Genomic DNA, 16,910 nt, shown 5'->3' on the forward strand with positions numbered 1-16,910 from the left:
GTTGTGTAATAATGGTTTAAAGGGTGATTTGTGAAGGGGGGGAACTTCTTGTTTTTTAACGAATTGCTCGCTGGACAGCAAATAAAAGCGGGTGAGGGAAACCGCTCAATACCTCTTAAGGGAATTACTTATGATTCTAGGCAGGTGGAGCCTGGTTTTTTGTTTGTGGCCATTGAGGGATTTAAGACAGACGGGCATAATTTTATTGAAGATGCCGTAGCAAAGGGGGCAGCTGCGGTAGTCGTACAAAAACAGGTACCTATCCCCAATAGGGTACCCTGGGTCCAAATTTCTGATACCCGCAGGGGCCTGGCATTGATGGCTGCCCGGTTTTACGGTTTTCCTTGCAAGAAAATAAAGGTGATTGGGGTTACGGGTACCAATGGTAAAACAACTACTACTCACATGGTCCGGATGATCTATGAGGCTGCTGGAAAGAAGACGGGATTAATCGGAACCATACATAATATGATAGGAAAGCGGGTTTTGCCTGTAAAGCACACCACTCCGGAATCGGTGGATCTGCAAAAAATTATGGCCGAAATGGTTGAAGAAAGGGTAGAGGTAGTGGCGATGGAGGTTAGTTCCCATGCCCTGGCCCTTCATAGAGTGGAAGGTTGTCAATTTGATATAGCCGTCTTTACCAATATAACTCAGGATCACCTGGATTTTCACCGGAATATGAATGATTACCTGGCGGCCAAGAAGAAATTATTTGCCGGGGCTGAAATATCGGTTGTAAATGCTGATGACCGGTATGCCCAGCAGATTATAGAAGGAAGCGGCGGAAGAGTAATAACTTACGGGGTTGAAAAAAATGCAGACATTATCGCCCGGGATATAAACGTAGTTCCTACGGGAGCTTCCTTCACGGCAATAGGGCCCCGGGGGAGTGCCCGTATTAATTTGCAGTTAACCGGCTTGTTTAACGTATACAATGCTCTGGCTGCCTTTGCCGTGGGTACCGCGGCAGGGCTGAAGCCCGGAGGAATAAAAGGCGCCCTGGAAAAGCTGGAAGGTGTTCCGGGCCGGTTTGAATTAATAAATAAAGGGCAGGACTTTGCGGTAATTGTGGATTATGCCCATACTCCCGACGGCCTTAAAAATATACTTTCCACTGCCAGGGAATTTACCGGCGGGCGGCTCATTACGGTATTTGGGTGCGGGGGCGACCGCGACCGCAGTAAACGTCCCCTTATGGGCAAAATTGGCGTTGAAATGAGTGACGTGGCGGTGATTACCTCCGATAATCCAAGAACTGAAGATCCCGAAAAAATAATAGAAGACATTTTAGAAGGGGTAAAAGAAGTAGAAGATGCAGAATATACCGTCATTCCTGACCGCCGTTCGGCCATCCGCTACGCCATAGAGTTGGCCCGGGCCGGAGATGTGGTGATCATTGCCGGTAAAGGGCATGAAACCTACCAGGAGATTAACGGGGAACGTTTCCACTTTGATGACCGGGAGGAAGCAGGTATAATATTAAAGAAATTGGGCGGTGCAAAGTCGTGAAAACAATGACCCTGGCTGAAATATCCAGGGCGGTCAACGGTATTCTTATCCAGGGAGATAGCGAAAAGAAAATAAATTCTATTTCCACCGATACACGTACCTTAAAGCGCGGCGATCTTTTTATTGCCCTTCGCGGTGAACGCCATGATGCCCATAATTACCTGGAGCGGGCAATTGAGGCCGGGGCCAGTGCCTTAATCGTTGAAAGATATGAAGGCAGCAGGCAGGTTCCCGTAATTAAGGTAGCAGATACATTGAAGGCATTGCAGGAATTGGCCCGCTATAACCGCCTGCAGTTTGAGGTGCCGGTGATAGGAATTACGGGGAGCAGCGGCAAGACCACAACCAAGGATATGGTCGCCTCGGTGCTGGCACAAAAATATAATGTCCTGAAGACGGCAGGTAACTTTAATAATGAAGTGGGGCTTCCCTTAACATTATTGCGCATGGACGAAACGCACCAGGCGGTGGTGGTGGAAATGGCCATGCGCGGGCCCGGGGAAATTGACTTTTTGTGCCGCATTTCATCACCTACGGGGGCGGTGATCACCAGCGTGGGTGAGGCCCATTTGGAAAGGTTGGGTTCCATCAGGAACATTGCCCGGGCCAAGGCGGAAATTCTGGACCATATACCCGGAAACGGCTTCGCAGCACTGCACGGGGAAAGCCCTTACCTTCCCGGGGAAGCGTCCCGCTGTCGGGGAAAGGTTATATTTTTCGGCGGGCCCGGTTCAGAAGTACAGGCCCGGAATGTTCGTAGGGATGGTTCCGGCAATAGATTTAACGTGGTTTATAATGGGGAAGAGGCTGAAATGTTTGTTCCCCTTGCCGGGCTGCACAATGTGCAAAACGCTCTGGCCGCTGTAATAGTGGGGAGACAACTGGGACTGACTTACCCGGAGATTGCCCGCGGGCTGACCGGGGCCAGCTTTTCTGCCATGCGTATGGAAATAAAAGAGGTGGGCGGTATTACTATCATAAACGATGCTTACAATGCCAACCCCAGTTCCACCAAAGCCGCCCTGCAGGCCCTTGAGGAGATGGCCGGAAGCCGAAGGCCGGTGGCGGTATTGGGCAACATGTTAGAACTGGGCCCCGGAAGCAAGGACGGGCATATTGCAGTGGGTAAGGCGGCTGTTTCCCGCGGTGTGCAATACCTGGTTACCGTTGGTGACCTGGCAAAAGACATTGCCCGGGGGGCAGAGGAAGCAGGCATGTCCAAGGAAAGCATCAGCTGTTGTGCAAATAACCGGGCGGCCCTGGCAGTGTTACGCGAAGTGTTGCAAATGGGGGATGTCGTCCTGGTCAAGGGGTCCCGGGGCATGCACATGGAGGAAATAGTTGAAGGATTAATTGAAGCATCTGAGCGCAGCGGAAAGCACCGGCCTGTTATTGATTGAAGGAGCGGTTCCAGTGGAACAGCAGGCAATAGACTTGATATGGAAATCATTTATAATTTCATTAATTATCACTTTAATACTGGGCCCGTTTACCATACCCCTTTTACGACGACTAAAATTTGGGCAAAATATACGTGATGACGGTCCTGCCCGCCACATGCAAAAGGCCGGAACACCCACCATGGGCGGCATTATGTTTTTGGCGGGGATAATTACGGCTACCCTGTGGCTGACCAGGCAAGTTGAAGCATTATTGGTATTAGCTGCTATCGCAGGCTTCGGATTAATTGGCTTGTTGGATGATTTTCTTAAGGTGGCTTTTAAAAGGTCCCTGGGATTACGGGCCCGGGAAAAACTGTTCGGACAAATTGCCCTGTCGGGGCTGGTGGCATCTGTGGCTGTAACTTACCTGGGACGGGGTACTGCCGTCAGCGTTCCTTTTTCCGGCCTGTTTAGTGCCGGTGGATTGTACCTGGAATTAGGCCTGTGGCTTTACCTGGCCTTTAGCATCCTGGTCATAGTCGGAACGGCCAATGCCATAAATCTTACTGACGGCTTGGACGGGTTGGCCGCAGGGGTAACCACGGCTGTGGCTGCCGCCTTTGTGGTTATAGGGCTTTTAGCGGGAAAAGCCGGTGTATCCGCGGTTATGGCTGCCATGGTAGGGGGGTGCCTGGGATTTCTGGCTTATAACCGTCACCCGGCCAGGGTTTTTATGGGAGATACCGGTTCCCTGGCCCTGGGTGGAGGTTTGGGAGCAGCGGCGGTTGTTACCGGCAGTGAGCTTTTTTTACTCATAATTGGTGGTATTTATGTTATAGAGGCCTTGTCGGTAATAATCCAGGTGTTTAGTTTCCAGGTATTTGGCAGGCGCGTCTTTCGCATGAGCCCCTTGCACCATCATTTCGAATTGGGGGGCTGGAGCGAAAATAAGGTTGTAATTACCTTCTGGGCCGTCTCGGTGTTCCTGGTTCTTATAGGACTTGCAGGCTTACAAGGAATTACCTGGGGATGAGCCGGTTAATCAATAAAGAAGGTTAGCGGGAAGGAATGAATTTAATTGAATCTGAAAGGCATGTCAGTATTGGTGGTAGGTGCCGGAAAAAGCGGTACTGCTGCGGCACGCTTTCTGGCGGGCAAAGGTGCCCGCCCCGTACTTACTGATAATAAGCCGGCGGGGAATTTTAACGGCTCGCTGGATTACCTGCGGGAACAAGGGGTAAAAATGGTTCTCGGGTCTTATCCCGAAGTTACACCCGGGCGCTACGATATAGTGGTGGTAAGTCCGGGGGTGCCCCTTACGGTACCGCCTGTGGTCCAGGCCAAAGAGGCGGGGATTCCCGTCATTGGCGAATTGGAACTGGCCTGGCGATTTACCAGGTCTCCGGTGGTAGCTGTCACCGGCACTAACGGTAAAACCACCACCACTGCCCTTGTGGGGGAAATATTCCAAAAGGCCGGCTACCGAACACTGGTTGCAGGTAATATCGGTGTTCCGCTGGCGGACATGGTGGAGAACTACGGCCCGGGGGATATGATTGTGGCTGAAGTTTCCAGTTTTCAACTGGAAACTACAACGTCTTTTCGCCCCCGGGTGGGCGCAATATTAAATTTAGCCCCCGACCATCTGGACAGGCACGGCTCCATGGAAGAGTATGCCCGGGCCAAGACAAAAATATTTGCCTATCAAGGGCCTGAAGACAGGGCCGTACTTAACTATGACGACCCCTCAGTAAAGAAGTTATCGCCCCTGGTCCCGGGGCAGGTCATATTTTTCAGCCGCAGGCATAGTTTAGAGAAGGGAGTTTTTGTCCATAAAGGAAGAATTGTTTTTAAGTTGGCTAATGAAGGTCCCGTAGATATTCTGCCTGCGTCGGAAGTGGCCATCCCGGGGGCACATAACCTGGAAAATGCTCTTGCTGCCGCCGCCTGCGGGCTGGCGATGGGTGTCAGTCCCGAAACAATTGCCCTCGCGCTGCGGACCTTCCAGGGAGTGCCGCACCGCTTGGAATTTGTAGGGGAAATAAACGGTGTACGTTACATAAACGATTCCAAGGGTACCAACCCCGAGGCCAGTATTAAGGCCCTGGAGGCTTATAACGATCCCATAATTTTGATAGCCGGCGGTCGTAACAAGGGAAGTAATTTTTCCCGTTTAGCTCAAAAAATGAAAGAGAAGGCAAGAGTAGTAATTGTTTTAGGTGAATGTGCCGAAGAATTGGCTGCTAAAGCCAGGGAAGCCGGCTGCACCCGGGTTTTAAAGGCTGAAGGTTTTCGTGACGCGGTGTTGATGGCCCATAAAGAAGCAAGGCCCGGAGAGATTGTTTTATTGTCCCCTGCCTGTGCCAGTTGGGATATGTTTAAAAATTACGAGGAGCGCGGTGATTGTTTCAAGAAGATAGTGCACGATTTGGGGGGGTAAAACTTTATGCGTGTCAGGAAGAGGGCTCCCGATTTTGTTCTTTTTTTAGCTGTTTTAATGCTCTTAGGGCTGGGACTGGTTATGGTTTTCAGCTCCAGTGTCTATTATGCCGGAGATCCCGAGGGCCCCTTCCGCGATCCCTTCCATTTTTTTAAACGTCAATTTATTTGGGCTATTTTGGGCCTGAGTTTTATGTTTATAATGATGAATTATGATTACTGGCGGCTTAAGAGATACGTAGGAATGCTGCTAATTGGCGCATTTATACTTTTAATTTTGGTTTTAATCCCCGGGGTGGGTGCTTCTTACCTGGGGGCCAGAAGATGGCTCAACCTCGGCCCCTTGAGCTTTCAGCCTTCCGAATTTGTAAAGCTTTGTATAACTATCTTTACCGCTTACGGCCTGGCTCTAAATAGGGAGCATATTCACCGGTTTAAAAAAGGAGTTTTGCCCTTTGTAGCGGTGGGTGGCCTTGCTGCAGCCCTTATATTGGCGCAGCCCGACCTGGGGACGGCTGCCACCCTCATGGGAACCATAGTAATCATGTGTTTTATTGCCGGTGCCCGCCCTGCACAGCTGGGATGGCTTTGCGGCTCGGGGCTGGTACTGGTGGCAGCTGCCATATGGCTTGAGCCGTACAGGCTGCGAAGGTTTTTAGCTTTCCTTGACCCGGAGGCCGATGTCACCGGGGCGGGATGGCACATTATAAATTCTTTGATGTCGCTGGGTTCCGGGGGTTTAATGGGAACAGGCCTGGGACAGGGGCGGCATTCCAAGTTTCTTTTTTTACCGGAAAGGCATACGGATTTTATTTTTGCTGCCATAGGAGAGGAACTGGGCTTTATAGGTGGTTCACTGGTAATATTGCTTTTTTTACTTCTGTTGTGGCGCGGGTTTAAAATTGCCGTTACTTGTCCGGATACTTTTGGAAGTCTTTTGGCTGCCGGTATTGTGTCAGGGATTACTCTTCAGGCTATAGTGAACATCGGGGTGGTAACCGGTTCACTGCCCATAACGGGCATCACTCTTCCTTTTGTAAGTTTTGGCGGTACATCCCTGGTATTTACGCTAATGGCAGTGGGGATACTGTTAAATATATCCAGGCATACTTTATCCAGATGACTTGGGTCAAAGTGCGGTGGGGAGTGGAATGATGCGTTTCGTGGTAGCCGGCGGGGGTACCGGGGGGCATATCTATCCGGCGCTGGCCATAGCCCGGGGTTTGCAAGAAAAGTATCCCGGTGCCGAAATCCTCTATATAGGAACTGAAAATGGCCTGGAAGCTGAAATTGTTCCCCGGGCTGGTTTTCCGTTCCGGTCTATTCGCCTGTCAGGGCTACGTCGCAGCTTGACTGTAAAAAATTTATTTATTCTTTGGCGGGCCGGGGCGGGTATTATAGAAGCCCAAAGGATTATCAGGAATTTTAAGCCTTCGGCAGTGATTGGAACCGGGGGATATGTTTGTGGGCCGGTGGTTATGGCTGCCAGTTCCCTTCGTATTCCTACGTTAATCCATGAACAAAATGCCTTGCCCGGCATTACTAACCGGCTGTTGTCTTTTTTTGCTACCCGGGTGGCAGTAACCTTTGAGGATTCAATCATGCGGTTTCCCCGCCGGGCAAAGGTAAAACTTACGGGGCTTCCGGTCCGGCCGGAAGTGGTAGACGCTGATAGGTGCCAGGCCAGGCAAAATTTCGGCGTACAGCCGGATCAGATGCTGGTACTTTCCTTTGGGGGAAGCCAGGGGGCCCGGAGTATAAACAGGGCCATGGCAAAGGTTTTAAAAGAATTCCAAAAGGAAAGGCAGGTTAGTTTTTTACACGTAACCGGCCAGGCACAGTACCAGGAGTTTTTAACTTACTGCCGCCGGGAAAGTCTTTCTGATTTAAGCGGGGATAACATGCGGATAGTTCCTTACCTGCATGAAATGCCCGAGGCCCTGGCAGCGGCAGATTTAGTGATTTGCCGGGCAGGTGCGGCCACTTTGGCCGAGATAACGGTGCGAGGTATTCCTTCCATACTAATTCCCTATCCTTACGCTACGGGCAATCACCAACAGTACAACGCCCGGGCCCTTGTTGATAGGGGTGCTGCTGAAATGATTTTGGACAAAGAGCTTACCGGCTCCCTCCTGGCCGGCAAGATAAGGACTATGTTTCAAAACCGCGAAAAGTTAAAAGATATGGCCGAAGCCAGCCTTTCCCTGGGACGTCCGGAAGCTTTAAAGGATATTTTGGATTGTATTGAGGAATTTATTACCTGATGCCGGGCTTTCCTCCAAATAGACAAGCCCCCTGGAATGTTCGATTACTGGTGATAAAAGCACCAGGCAATAAATTAAAAAATCCAACCACCAATCACCAACCACTGTTGCGGTAACACCTTTGTGCGGGATAACATAATATAATTATATCTTTTTTTGGGGGCATTTTTCCACGGAAGCATTATTTTGAATAAGTAAAACTTAACCTGGAAAATTTCTCCCCAAATATTTGGGAATTTTTCCACGAAAATATTACTTTGAATAAGTGAAATTAAACTTGGAAAATTTCCCCCAAATTCGCACCCGGCAGTTCCGTTTAGTGAAGGAGTTGATGATTAGCCGTGCAAGCAATACCGGATAATATTCATTTTATAGGAATAGGGGGCACCGGCATGAGCGGCCTGGCCCGGATACTACTGGAACTGGGCCATAAGGTGAGCGGCTCAGACTTATGCCGCACTCCTGTAACGGAAAGATTGGAGTCCCTGGGGGCCGTTTGCTATAAAGGACACCGTGCGGAAAATATAAGAGAACCGGGCCTGGTTGTAATTTCTTCTGCCATTCCGGATGATAATCCGGAACTGCTGGAAGCGGTGAAAAGAGGTATTCCAGTTATCCACCGCGGAAACCTGCTGGCTCTGCTGATGAAAAGCCGGAAGGGAATTGCCATTTGCGGGGCCCACGGTAAGACTACCACCACCTCCATGATTGCCACCATACTGGAAAAAAACGGCCTGGATCCCACTATAGTAATCGGAGGTGAGTTGACTGAAATCGGCGGGAATGCCAAATTGGGCCGCGGTGAATATATGGTGGCTGAAGCCGATGAAAGTGACGGGTCCTTTTTGAAATTATCCCCTGAAGTGGTAGTAGTGACAAATATCGAGGATGATCACCTGGATTATTACGGAAGCATATCGGAAATTAAGGCCGCCTTTAAGCGGTTTTTAAATAAAGTTCCTGAAAAGGGGCTGGCTGTAGTTTGTACTGATGATCCGAATGTTTGCCAGGTAATTAATGGTTATGATAAGCCAATGATTACTTATGGCGTAATGCGCCGGGATGCTGATTATACGGTACGGGATATAAGCCTGAACGGTGCAGGTGCGTTCGGGGATGTTTATTTCCGGGGAAGACGTCTGGGACATTTAAAATTGGCCGTTCCCGGAAGGCATAACCTGGCCAATTCCCTTGCCGCAGTGGCTGTGGGCCGTTACCTGGGGCTTTCCTTTTCCCAAATAGCTGCTGTGTTGCAGTCTTTTAGGGGTGCCGGCCGTAGATTTCAGCTTTTGGGCGAGGTGGGAGGAGTTAAAGTTATTGATGATTATGCCCACCATCCCAGCGAAATCCGTGCCACCCTGCAGGCTGCCAAACAACTTAAGCCCGGCAGGCTAATAGGAGTTTTTCAGCCCCACCGGTATACCAGGACCTTCTTCTTATACGAGCGCTTCGGTGAGGTTTTCGGTGATGTTGATGAAGTTATAGTTAATGAAATTTACAGTGCCGGGGAAAAGCCCATAAAAGGGGTTGATGCCGGTTTGATAGTCAATTCCATAAAGAAAAACGGTGTAAAAAATGTAAAATATTTTAGTACCTGTGGCGAAATAGTGGATTATCTCGCCCGTTCTGTTAAGCCCGGTGATACTGTATTAACCATGGGGGCGGGTAATATTTGGACTGTTGGAGTGGAACTGGTTAAAAGACTAAGGGAGAATAACAAATGAATTGTTACCGAGCGAGTGAGGAATTACGCCGGATCCTCGCCGGGACGGTTAAAGTTTTGGAGCCTATGAAAAATCATACCACGTGGCGAATAGGCGGGCCCGCGGAAATCTTTGTCAGGCCTGCCGGCCTTAAAGATTTGCAAAAAGTGCTGGCCTATGCACGAGAAAAAGGTTTGGATATAACTGTAATCGGAAACGGAAGCAATTTGCTGGTTTCCGACAAGGGTATAAGAGGAATTGTCGTGCAAATCGGGCGGGGAATGGACCATATCAAAGTAAATCACAATCTTATCACCGCTGGAGCAGGGGTAAAGCTGGCCCGGCTGGCTGCAATTGCCCGGGAGCATGAACTGGGCGGGCTGGAATTCGCTGCGGGAATACCGGGAACCGTGGGAGGGGCCCTGGTGATGAATGCCGGAGCAAACGGTTCTTGTACGGCGGACCTGGTGCGGGAAGTTGTTACCGTTGATTATCACGGAAATATGAAGAGCTTTCCCGCTGAAAAATTGGATTTTGGCTATCGGAGAAGCTGCCTGCGCGGGATGCCGGTAATAGTGGTGGAAGCCGCCTTTGAAGGGTTCAAAAGCAAAAGGGGGCTTATAGATAAGATAACCCAAGATTACCTGGCCAAAAGAAAAAAGAGTCAACCCCTTAATTATCCCAGCGCCGGGAGCGTATTTAAAAACCCGCCGGGGGATTCGGCAGGACGTCTTATAGAGATGGCCGGCGGTAAGGGCTTAAGGGTTGGAGATGCCCAGGTTTCACACAAACACGCCAATTTTTTTATCAACCGGGGCGGGGCCACCGCCAAGGATATGTTAACGTTAATAGGTATAGTAAGGAGCCTGGTTTTTGAAAAATACGGTATAGAACTTTCCCTGGAGGTGCAATTGGTGGGTGAGCTGTGAAATGGAGGTGACAGCAATTGTACAGGTTTATGGTGGTGGGGGGGAACCCCCTTAAAGGGACCATTAGGGTGAGCGGTTCCAAGAATGCCACCTTACCCATTCTGGCTGCCTGTCTGCTGGTGGAGGATGAATGTTGTATCAAGGAAGTGCCCAGGTTGAGGGACGTGGAGGTGATGAAAGAGGTTTTAACTTACTTGGGCGCTAAAGTCAGCTGGGAAAAGAATGAAATAAAAGTAAATGCGAAAAGTGTTCAGGATTATGAAGTTACCGAAGAATTGATGAGAAAAATGCGGGCATCCAACCTGGTTTTAGGTCCCCTTGTAGGCCGTTTCCGGCAGGCCAAAATCAGTTACCCGGGGGGGTGTAATATTGGTTCTCGCCCCATGAATTTGCATGTAAAGGGTTTACGCGCCATGGGAGTGGAGATAAGCGAAAAGTACGGCTATATAACCGCTAAGGCCAGGGAACTGCACGGGGCGGATATTCACCTGGACCTTCCCAGCGTAGGGGCCACAGAAAATATAATGATGGCGGCCGTACTGGCAAAGGGCACCACCTTTATTCGCAATGCCGCCAAGGAACCGGAAATCGTGGACCTGCAAAATTTTCTCAACCGTATGGGAGCCAAAATAAAGGGTGCCGGAACGGATACTGTAAAAGTTGAAGGGGTGAAAAAACTTTACGGTAACGAGTATACCGTTATCCCCGACCGGATTGAGGCTGGAACGCATATGGTGGCCGGGGCCATTACCCAGGGAGATGTCACGGTAACGAACGTAATTCCGGAGCACCTGGAACCCCTGACAGCTAAGTTAAAAGAGGCAGGAATCGGCCTGGAAGTTGGGGATGATTGGGTGAGGGTGATTGGCTGCGGCAGGCCAAAGGCGGTGGATGTGAAAACCATGCCTTATCCCGGTTTTCCCACCGACATGCAGCCACAGTTGATGGCCTTGCTTACCCTTGCGGAAGGTACCAGTGTAATAACGGAAACAGTATTTGAAAACCGGTATAAACATGTGATGGAACTAAGACGTATGGGTGCCGATATAAGGGTAGAGGGGCAAACGGCCATAATAAGGGGAGTACCCCGCTTAAGCGGTGCTTGTGTTGAAGTTACCGATCTGCGGGCCGGGGCAGCCCTTGTACTGGCGGCCATGGCAGCGGAAGACGGCTCCGTTGTGGAAAGGGTTGAACATATTGACCGCGGGTACGAGAGGCTGGAAAATAAATATAATGCCCTGGGGGCGCGGATTATCAGAGTGCACAATTAGTTTGTGGACTCTTTTTTAGTTTTATAGGGGACAAGATATAATGGATGTTAAGCCAGTCATATGTTCAACAAATATTTTATAATGGTATTAATGACAAAGAGCAGGGATTTATTGATATAATATTCCAGGATCGGCCTAATTTCATTATGTCAAGGTCGGTTCTTTTCTTTAGACGGGCAAAAAATTTTTATTTATCCGGAGGCATGTCATGGTTAAACCTACTGTGCCCGGTGGCAAAAGAGCGGGGCTATGGCAAAGTATATTACTGGTATTTTTATTTGCCCTGGCTATATTCGTTCTTTTTAAGTCCCCTGTATTTGATGTGAAAAAGATTGAGGTTCGGGGGAACTGGCAACTGAGTGAAGAGAAAATTATCAACACATCGGGGCTCCATACCGGGGTCAATATTTTTAAAATTAATTTAAAGGAGGCACGTTTCAATCTTAGTACCTTGCCCATTTTAAAGAATATTCGTCTCGAGAGGGATCTTCCTGATAAAATAATTATTACCGTTGAGGAAAGAAATCCAGTGGCCCTTTTGCCCACGGAGAACGGTTTTATTGAGGTCGACAGGGAACAGGTGTATATACGAAAAAGCCAGGCGGTAAAGGAAGATTTGCCTGTTATTACCGGTGTTAATATTGCTCCTGCCGGGCCCGGTGAGGTGGTTAAAGGAAAAGGTCTTAAAATTGCACTTCAGGTAATTGAGGGACTTCCGGAGGAGCTGGTTTCCCGCTTATCGGAAGTGCATTATCAGGATGACGGCTCTCTTGTTCTTTATACGTTGGAGGGTGTACAGTGCCGGATGGGGAGCCCAAAAGAGGTGGCTTCCAAGGGTAACGTATTTTTTCAGATATTGCGAGAACTTGAAGAAAAAAACAAAGAAATTGAGTATATTGACCTATCTTTTATTGGTTCACCGGTGGTAAAATATAAAGAATAGGGATTCATAAAGGCGCTTTCCGGAGGGTAACTATGCGTTTAAAATCAGCCTACCTGGCGGTGTCAGCGGTATGCGTTGTTCTAGGCTTTATCCTTGTCATGCAGTTTAAAGTGAATCAGAACATTGAGCAAAGCCAGAGGCTGCTTAATTTGGACAGGCCCCGAATGTTGGCGGCAAAAATTGAAGCGGCCAAGGAGAAGAACGAAGAGTTGCAGAGGGAGGTTGAAAGGCTGCGCAAAGAATTGGATGAAGCAGCCGCAGATCCCCAGCTTGCCGATTTGAAAAACAAATTGGATAGAATTCGCTCCTTTGCCGGTTTGACGGAACTGGAAGGCCCGGGGGTTAAAGTTACCTTAAATGATAGCCAGGAAGTTATAAAGCCGGGAGATAATCCCAATTTATATGTTTTACACGATGAGGATTTAATACGGGTATTAAATGAACTTAAAGCTGCCGGGGCAGAGGCCTTGTCCATGAACGGCCATAGAATTATAGCTACCACTGAAATACGCTGTATCGGTCCCACAGTCCTAATAAACAAAAGTGTTCGTCTCAGTCCTCCCTTTGAAATAAAAGCCATCGGAAATCCGGACACCCTCTTCAGTGCCCTCAAAATGAAGGGCGGAGTGGTTGATTCCTTAAAATTTTGGGGGATTGAAATTAAAGTTGAAAAAGTTCCTAATATGGTAATCCCCCCTTACGAAGGAGGCATTAGCTTTAATTTTGCCAGGCCTGAACAATAAGGAATTTTTCTTTTTTCAGGTAATATTTTGGGGGAAGTTTTCCAGGTAAAGTTCTACTTTATAAAAGATAATGTTTCCGTGGGAGAATTCCCCTAAAACGGGGTGATATTCCTTGTCCAGGCTGACGGTTCATATTTCCATATTTCTGGTCGCTGTTGTGCTGGGGCTTTTGTTAGCTGTCCAGTTTAGGGTAACCAATCCCTACGGTATCCCGCTGGAAAGAACTCAGGAATTGGCCAGTGAACTACGGCAGTTAACAAATGAAAGTGAAAGATTGCAAAAGGAAATATTGGACCTAAACATTAAATTGAAACAAGTCAATACCGGTCAAAGACAAGCTATAGAGGCCTTAAAGAGTGAGCTCGATAAGGCGCGTATGGCTGCGGGCCAGATAACGGTTACCGGCCCGGGCATTGAAGTGATTCTGGATAATCCCGAGGGCCTTGGGGAGGAAGTGCCGGCCGAACTCTTTATTATTCGAGATGAAGATCTTCTAAAGGTAGTTAATGAACTTCGCAGTGCCGGGGCGGAAGCTATTTCCTTGAACGGCAATCGAATTATAGCCACTAGTGAAATAAGATTTGCCGGGTCGTTTATTAATGTAAACACGAACCGGATAGTGCCTCCATACCAAATTTTAGCGATCGGTGACCCTGATATACTGGAAAAAGCACTGGCTTTACCCGGGGGGCTTTCCGATTACCTGGGTGACCTGGGCATAAAAGTAAAAATAGTAAAGCATGACCAGTTAACGGTGCCGGCTTACTCCGGAGAGATGAAGTTTGAATATGCAAAGCAACCGCAAGGAGGGTAATAATTATGTGGGTCGGCGTTATTCTTGCCCTGTTGGGAATAGCAACGGGAGTTTTTATTGGTTTAAAAATGCCCCTTATTCTGCCCCAGAGCTATGCTACATATACTTCCGTGGCGGCACTGGCTGCACTGGATTCTGTTTTGGGAGGTATTCGTACTGCCATGGAAGATAAATTCGATCACGTTATCTTTACCACCGGTTTTTTTAGCAATGCCCTCTTAGCTGCCGGCCTTGTTTTTGTAGGTGAAAGGTTAGGAATTGATTTATACCTGGCTGCAGTGGTGGCTTTTGGTGTGCGGTTATTTCAAAATGTATCCTTAATTAGGCGCCACCTGTTAAAAAAATAAATTTTTACCTTTGTACAAAAGGGAAAATGCCCCTTACGTTGAATTTTACAATTTAAGTAAATTCTCGAGAGGGGTAATATCTTGGCCCGGAAAGGAAAGAATGTCGCTGTGCTATTGGATATTGGTACTGCACGGGTTTCCCTTGTTATGGCCGTATTTGGCCCCGGAAGATCCTTTGAGGTAGTGGCCCAGGATGAATCCCCTTCTGTAGGTGTTCGTAAGGGAGTTATTACAGATATTCAATCTGTTGCCGGAATTATTGGCAACTTGCTCAAGAATGTCCGGGAACGAGTGAAAATAAATCCTTTCTTTGTTTGTGCCGGCTTTTCAGGGATCAGTGTTAAGGTATTAGATTTTTATTCTCGTATATCCCTCGGCTCTCGCCGCCGGGTAAAATCCGGGGATTTGTCGGCATTGATGGAAAATGCCAGGATAAACGGTGTTCCGGAGGGATATGTGGATTTACATATACTACCGGTTCAATATCGCTTGGACGGGCAGGCTGTATTCTCCCCGGTTAACAGTAGCGGTATGGAGTTGGAGGCGGACATGCGCCTGATTGTGGCCGAGAAAAAGTTTATACAGGCCATTTATGATGTTGTCCGGCTTGCCGGAATACAGCTAAATAAAGTAATATTTACTCCCTTGGCCGAAGCACCCTTGTTGATGAATGGGGCTGAAATGGAATTGGGCTGTGTTTTGGTAGATTTGGGTGCGGGAACTACTACGGTAGCTGCTTTTAAATACGGAATGTTAATGGATGCTGTGGTTCTACCTGTAGGAGTGGAGCATGTGGTAGGGGATTTAGCGGTGGGACTGCGCACCACCATAGCTTCTGCCGGGAAATTACTTCGCTCGATTTCCCTAGTAGGCAGGGAGGATTTTCCTGAGACAGTTGAAGTTACGGGAACTAACGGGAAGACCCATGGATACGATAAGGCGCAGGCTTTATCCATTATTGATGCCCGTTTGCAAGAGATTTGTGAATTGGTTAAACAATCAATCCATTCCATGAGTTTGACGGGGTTTATTCCCGGTGGAATAAAATTGACGGGAGGGGGTTCACTGCTTCCCGGACTGGCGGAGCTCTTCTCCCGTTATGTGGAAATGGATGTCAAGAAGCCCCTTGCTGTTGTTTCTGTCCCTGGCGGAAATGAATGTCGTGTGTCCCTTGCCGGGTTGCTAAATTTTTGCTCCGTAAACGAAATTACCCCGGTGTTTGAGTCAAGCGGGGGGCTCGATAACATTTTTAACAGGTTACAAAGTTTTATTTCTACAGGCAATAATTTCCTTCGCCGTCGGGGCGGCTGGGGATAAACTACGAAGGAGGATTGGCATACATGCTTGATTTTGAACTGGAGCTGGACCAATTTGCCAATATAAAGGTTATTGGGGTCGGGGGCGGCGGAAATAATGCCGTAAATCGCATGATAAATGCAGGCCTTAAAGGTGTTGAATTTATTGCGGTAAATACCGATGCCCAAGCATTACAAATGGCTCTTGCCAATAATAAAATACAAATTGGAGCAAAACTTACAAAAGGATTGGGAGCGGGCGCCAACCCGGAAATCGGGCAAAAGGCGGCGGAGGAAAGTCGTGACGAGATTGAGCAGGTGTTAAGGGGAGCGGATATGGTATTTGTTACTGCCGGTATGGGCGGTGGTACCGGTACGGGGGCTGCCCCTGTGGTAGCTGAGGTGGCCAAAGAACTGGGAGCCCTTACCGTAGGGGTGGTGACAAAGCCCTTTACCTTTGAAGGACGCAAGCGGATGAACCAGGCGGAAAAGGGTATAGAAGAATTAAAGAGCAAGGTGGATACCTTAATAACCATTCCCAACGACCGGCTGCTGCAAGTTGTGGAAAAACACACTTCCATTGTTGAGGCCTTCAGAATTGCCGATGATGTTCTGCGTCAGGGAGTGCAGGGCATATCCGACCTTATTGCCGTTCCCGGCCTTATAAACCTCGATTTTGCCGATGTTAAGACCATAATGAAGGAAACCGGGTCCGCCCTTATGGGCATTGGGTCTGCCAGCGGTGATAACCGGGCAGTGGAGGCGGCCAGGCTGGCTATTTCCAGCCCCTTGCTGGAAACGTCTATAGAAGGGGCCCGGGGTGTTTTGCTAAATATTACCGGAGGAAGTTCCCTGAGCTTGTTTGAGGTGAATGAAGCCGCGGAGATTATATCCCAGGCTGCAGATCCCGAAGCCAATATTATCTTTGGTGCTGTAATTGATGAACAAATGGAGGAAGAAGTAAGGGTAACGGTTATTGCTACCGGATTTGAGCAAAAATCCAGGGAAAAAAGAGCCAGGGAAAAAGGTGATTTGGAAATTAAGCCCTTTGCCAACAACGATGACTTGGATATACCGGCCTTCTTGCGCCGGCGAAATTAAAACAAAAACCCCTCCCGTACAAGGCGTATCCGGGAGGGGTTTTTATTTTATAAACGGGAAGGTTAAGGGGAAGATAATAACCGGGAGGTGTAAGATTAATGAAAAACGAAGAAGGTAAACCTGGTTTGAAGAAAAACCGCAAAGAGAACCTTAACAGGGTTAGAGGT

15 protein-coding genes are annotated in these 16,910 nt (G+C 48.5%); all 15 read left to right on the forward strand.

The annotated features are described in order from the left end of the window. Positions 1–48 precede the first annotated feature (48 nt). The 15 genes from ACX4JR_RS05430 to ftsZ all read left to right on the forward strand — a co-directional run bounded on the left by ACX4JR_RS05430 (position 49) and on the right by ftsZ (position 16,743). Positions 49–1,512: a UDP-N-acetylmuramoyl-L-alanyl-D-glutamate--2,6-diaminopimelate ligase gene (locus ACX4JR_RS05430; protein ID WP_476060008.1), complete on the forward strand. Its 1,464-nt coding sequence runs from the start codon at positions 49–51 to the stop codon at positions 1,510–1,512. 5 nt (positions 1,513–1,517) lie between these two features. Next, positions 1,518–2,912: a UDP-N-acetylmuramoyl-tripeptide--D-alanyl-D-alanine ligase gene (locus ACX4JR_RS05435; RefSeq protein WP_476060478.1), complete on the forward strand. Its 1,395-nt coding sequence runs from the start codon at positions 1,518–1,520 to the stop codon at positions 2,910–2,912. 28 nt (positions 2,913–2,940) lie between these two features. Then, positions 2,941–3,927, forward strand: coding sequence for a phospho-N-acetylmuramoyl-pentapeptide-transferase (gene mraY / locus ACX4JR_RS05440; protein WP_476060479.1), 987 nt, complete (start codon positions 2,941–2,943; stop codon positions 3,925–3,927). Positions 3,928–3,972: 45 nt separating this feature from the next. After that, a complete protein-coding gene (murD, locus tag ACX4JR_RS05445; RefSeq protein WP_476060009.1) occupies positions 3,973–5,334 on the forward strand; it encodes a UDP-N-acetylmuramoyl-L-alanine--D-glutamate ligase in 1,362 nt (453 codons plus the stop codon). A gap of 6 nt (positions 5,335–5,340) precedes the next feature. Beyond that, complete coding sequence (ftsW, locus tag ACX4JR_RS05450) at positions 5,341–6,456, forward strand: putative lipid II flippase FtsW (protein WP_476060010.1); 1,116 nt, start codon at positions 5,341–5,343, stop codon at positions 6,454–6,456. A 31-nt stretch (positions 6,457–6,487) separates the two neighbouring features. Next, positions 6,488–7,597: an undecaprenyldiphospho-muramoylpentapeptide beta-N-acetylglucosaminyltransferase gene (gene murG / locus ACX4JR_RS05455; RefSeq protein ID WP_476060480.1), complete on the forward strand. Its 1,110-nt coding sequence runs from the start codon at positions 6,488–6,490 to the stop codon at positions 7,595–7,597. Between the two features lie 341 nt (positions 7,598–7,938). Then, positions 7,939–9,321: a UDP-N-acetylmuramate--L-alanine ligase gene (gene murC / locus ACX4JR_RS05460; RefSeq protein ID WP_476060011.1), complete on the forward strand. Its 1,383-nt coding sequence runs from the start codon at positions 7,939–7,941 to the stop codon at positions 9,319–9,321. After that, complete coding sequence (gene murB / locus ACX4JR_RS05465) at positions 9,318–10,229, forward strand: UDP-N-acetylmuramate dehydrogenase (RefSeq protein ID WP_476060012.1); 912 nt, start codon at positions 9,318–9,320, stop codon at positions 10,227–10,229. The genes murC and murB overlap by 4 nt, the downstream gene beginning before the upstream one ends. A gap of 17 nt (positions 10,230–10,246) precedes the next feature. Further along, positions 10,247–11,500 carry a UDP-N-acetylglucosamine 1-carboxyvinyltransferase gene (gene murA, locus ACX4JR_RS05470; protein WP_476060013.1) on the forward strand — a complete coding sequence of 418 codons (1,254 nt, stop codon included), beginning with the start codon at positions 10,247–10,249 and terminating at the stop codon, positions 11,498–11,500. Positions 11,501–11,708: 208 nt separating this feature from the next. Continuing rightward, positions 11,709–12,443, forward strand: coding sequence for a cell division protein FtsQ/DivIB (locus tag ACX4JR_RS05475; RefSeq protein ID WP_476060014.1), 735 nt, complete (start codon positions 11,709–11,711; stop codon positions 12,441–12,443). Between the two features lie 32 nt (positions 12,444–12,475). Beyond that, complete coding sequence (locus ACX4JR_RS05480; protein ID WP_476060015.1) at positions 12,476–13,186, forward strand: DUF881 domain-containing protein; 711 nt, start codon at positions 12,476–12,478, stop codon at positions 13,184–13,186. Positions 13,187–13,298: 112 nt separating this feature from the next. Then, the gene (locus tag ACX4JR_RS05485) at positions 13,299–14,000 is read left to right on the forward strand and encodes a DUF881 domain-containing protein (protein WP_476060016.1); all 702 of its coding nucleotides are present in this window, start codon (positions 13,299–13,301) and stop codon (positions 13,998–14,000) included. Positions 14,001–14,005: 5 nt separating this feature from the next. Beyond that, complete coding sequence (locus ACX4JR_RS05490) at positions 14,006–14,347, forward strand: small basic family protein (protein ID WP_476060017.1); 342 nt, start codon at positions 14,006–14,008, stop codon at positions 14,345–14,347. Positions 14,348–14,428: 81 nt separating this feature from the next. Continuing rightward, positions 14,429–15,664, forward strand: coding sequence for a cell division protein FtsA (gene ftsA / locus ACX4JR_RS05495; protein ID WP_476060018.1), 1,236 nt, complete (start codon positions 14,429–14,431; stop codon positions 15,662–15,664). Between the two features lie 23 nt (positions 15,665–15,687). Then, entirely contained in the window at positions 15,688–16,743 is a 1,056-nt protein-coding gene (gene ftsZ / locus ACX4JR_RS05500; RefSeq protein WP_476060019.1) for a cell division protein FtsZ, read from the forward strand. The last annotated feature ends 167 nt before the right edge of the window (positions 16,744–16,910 follow it).

It is taken from the genome of Desulfofundulus sp. JL263-se (genome assembly GCF_056316025.1).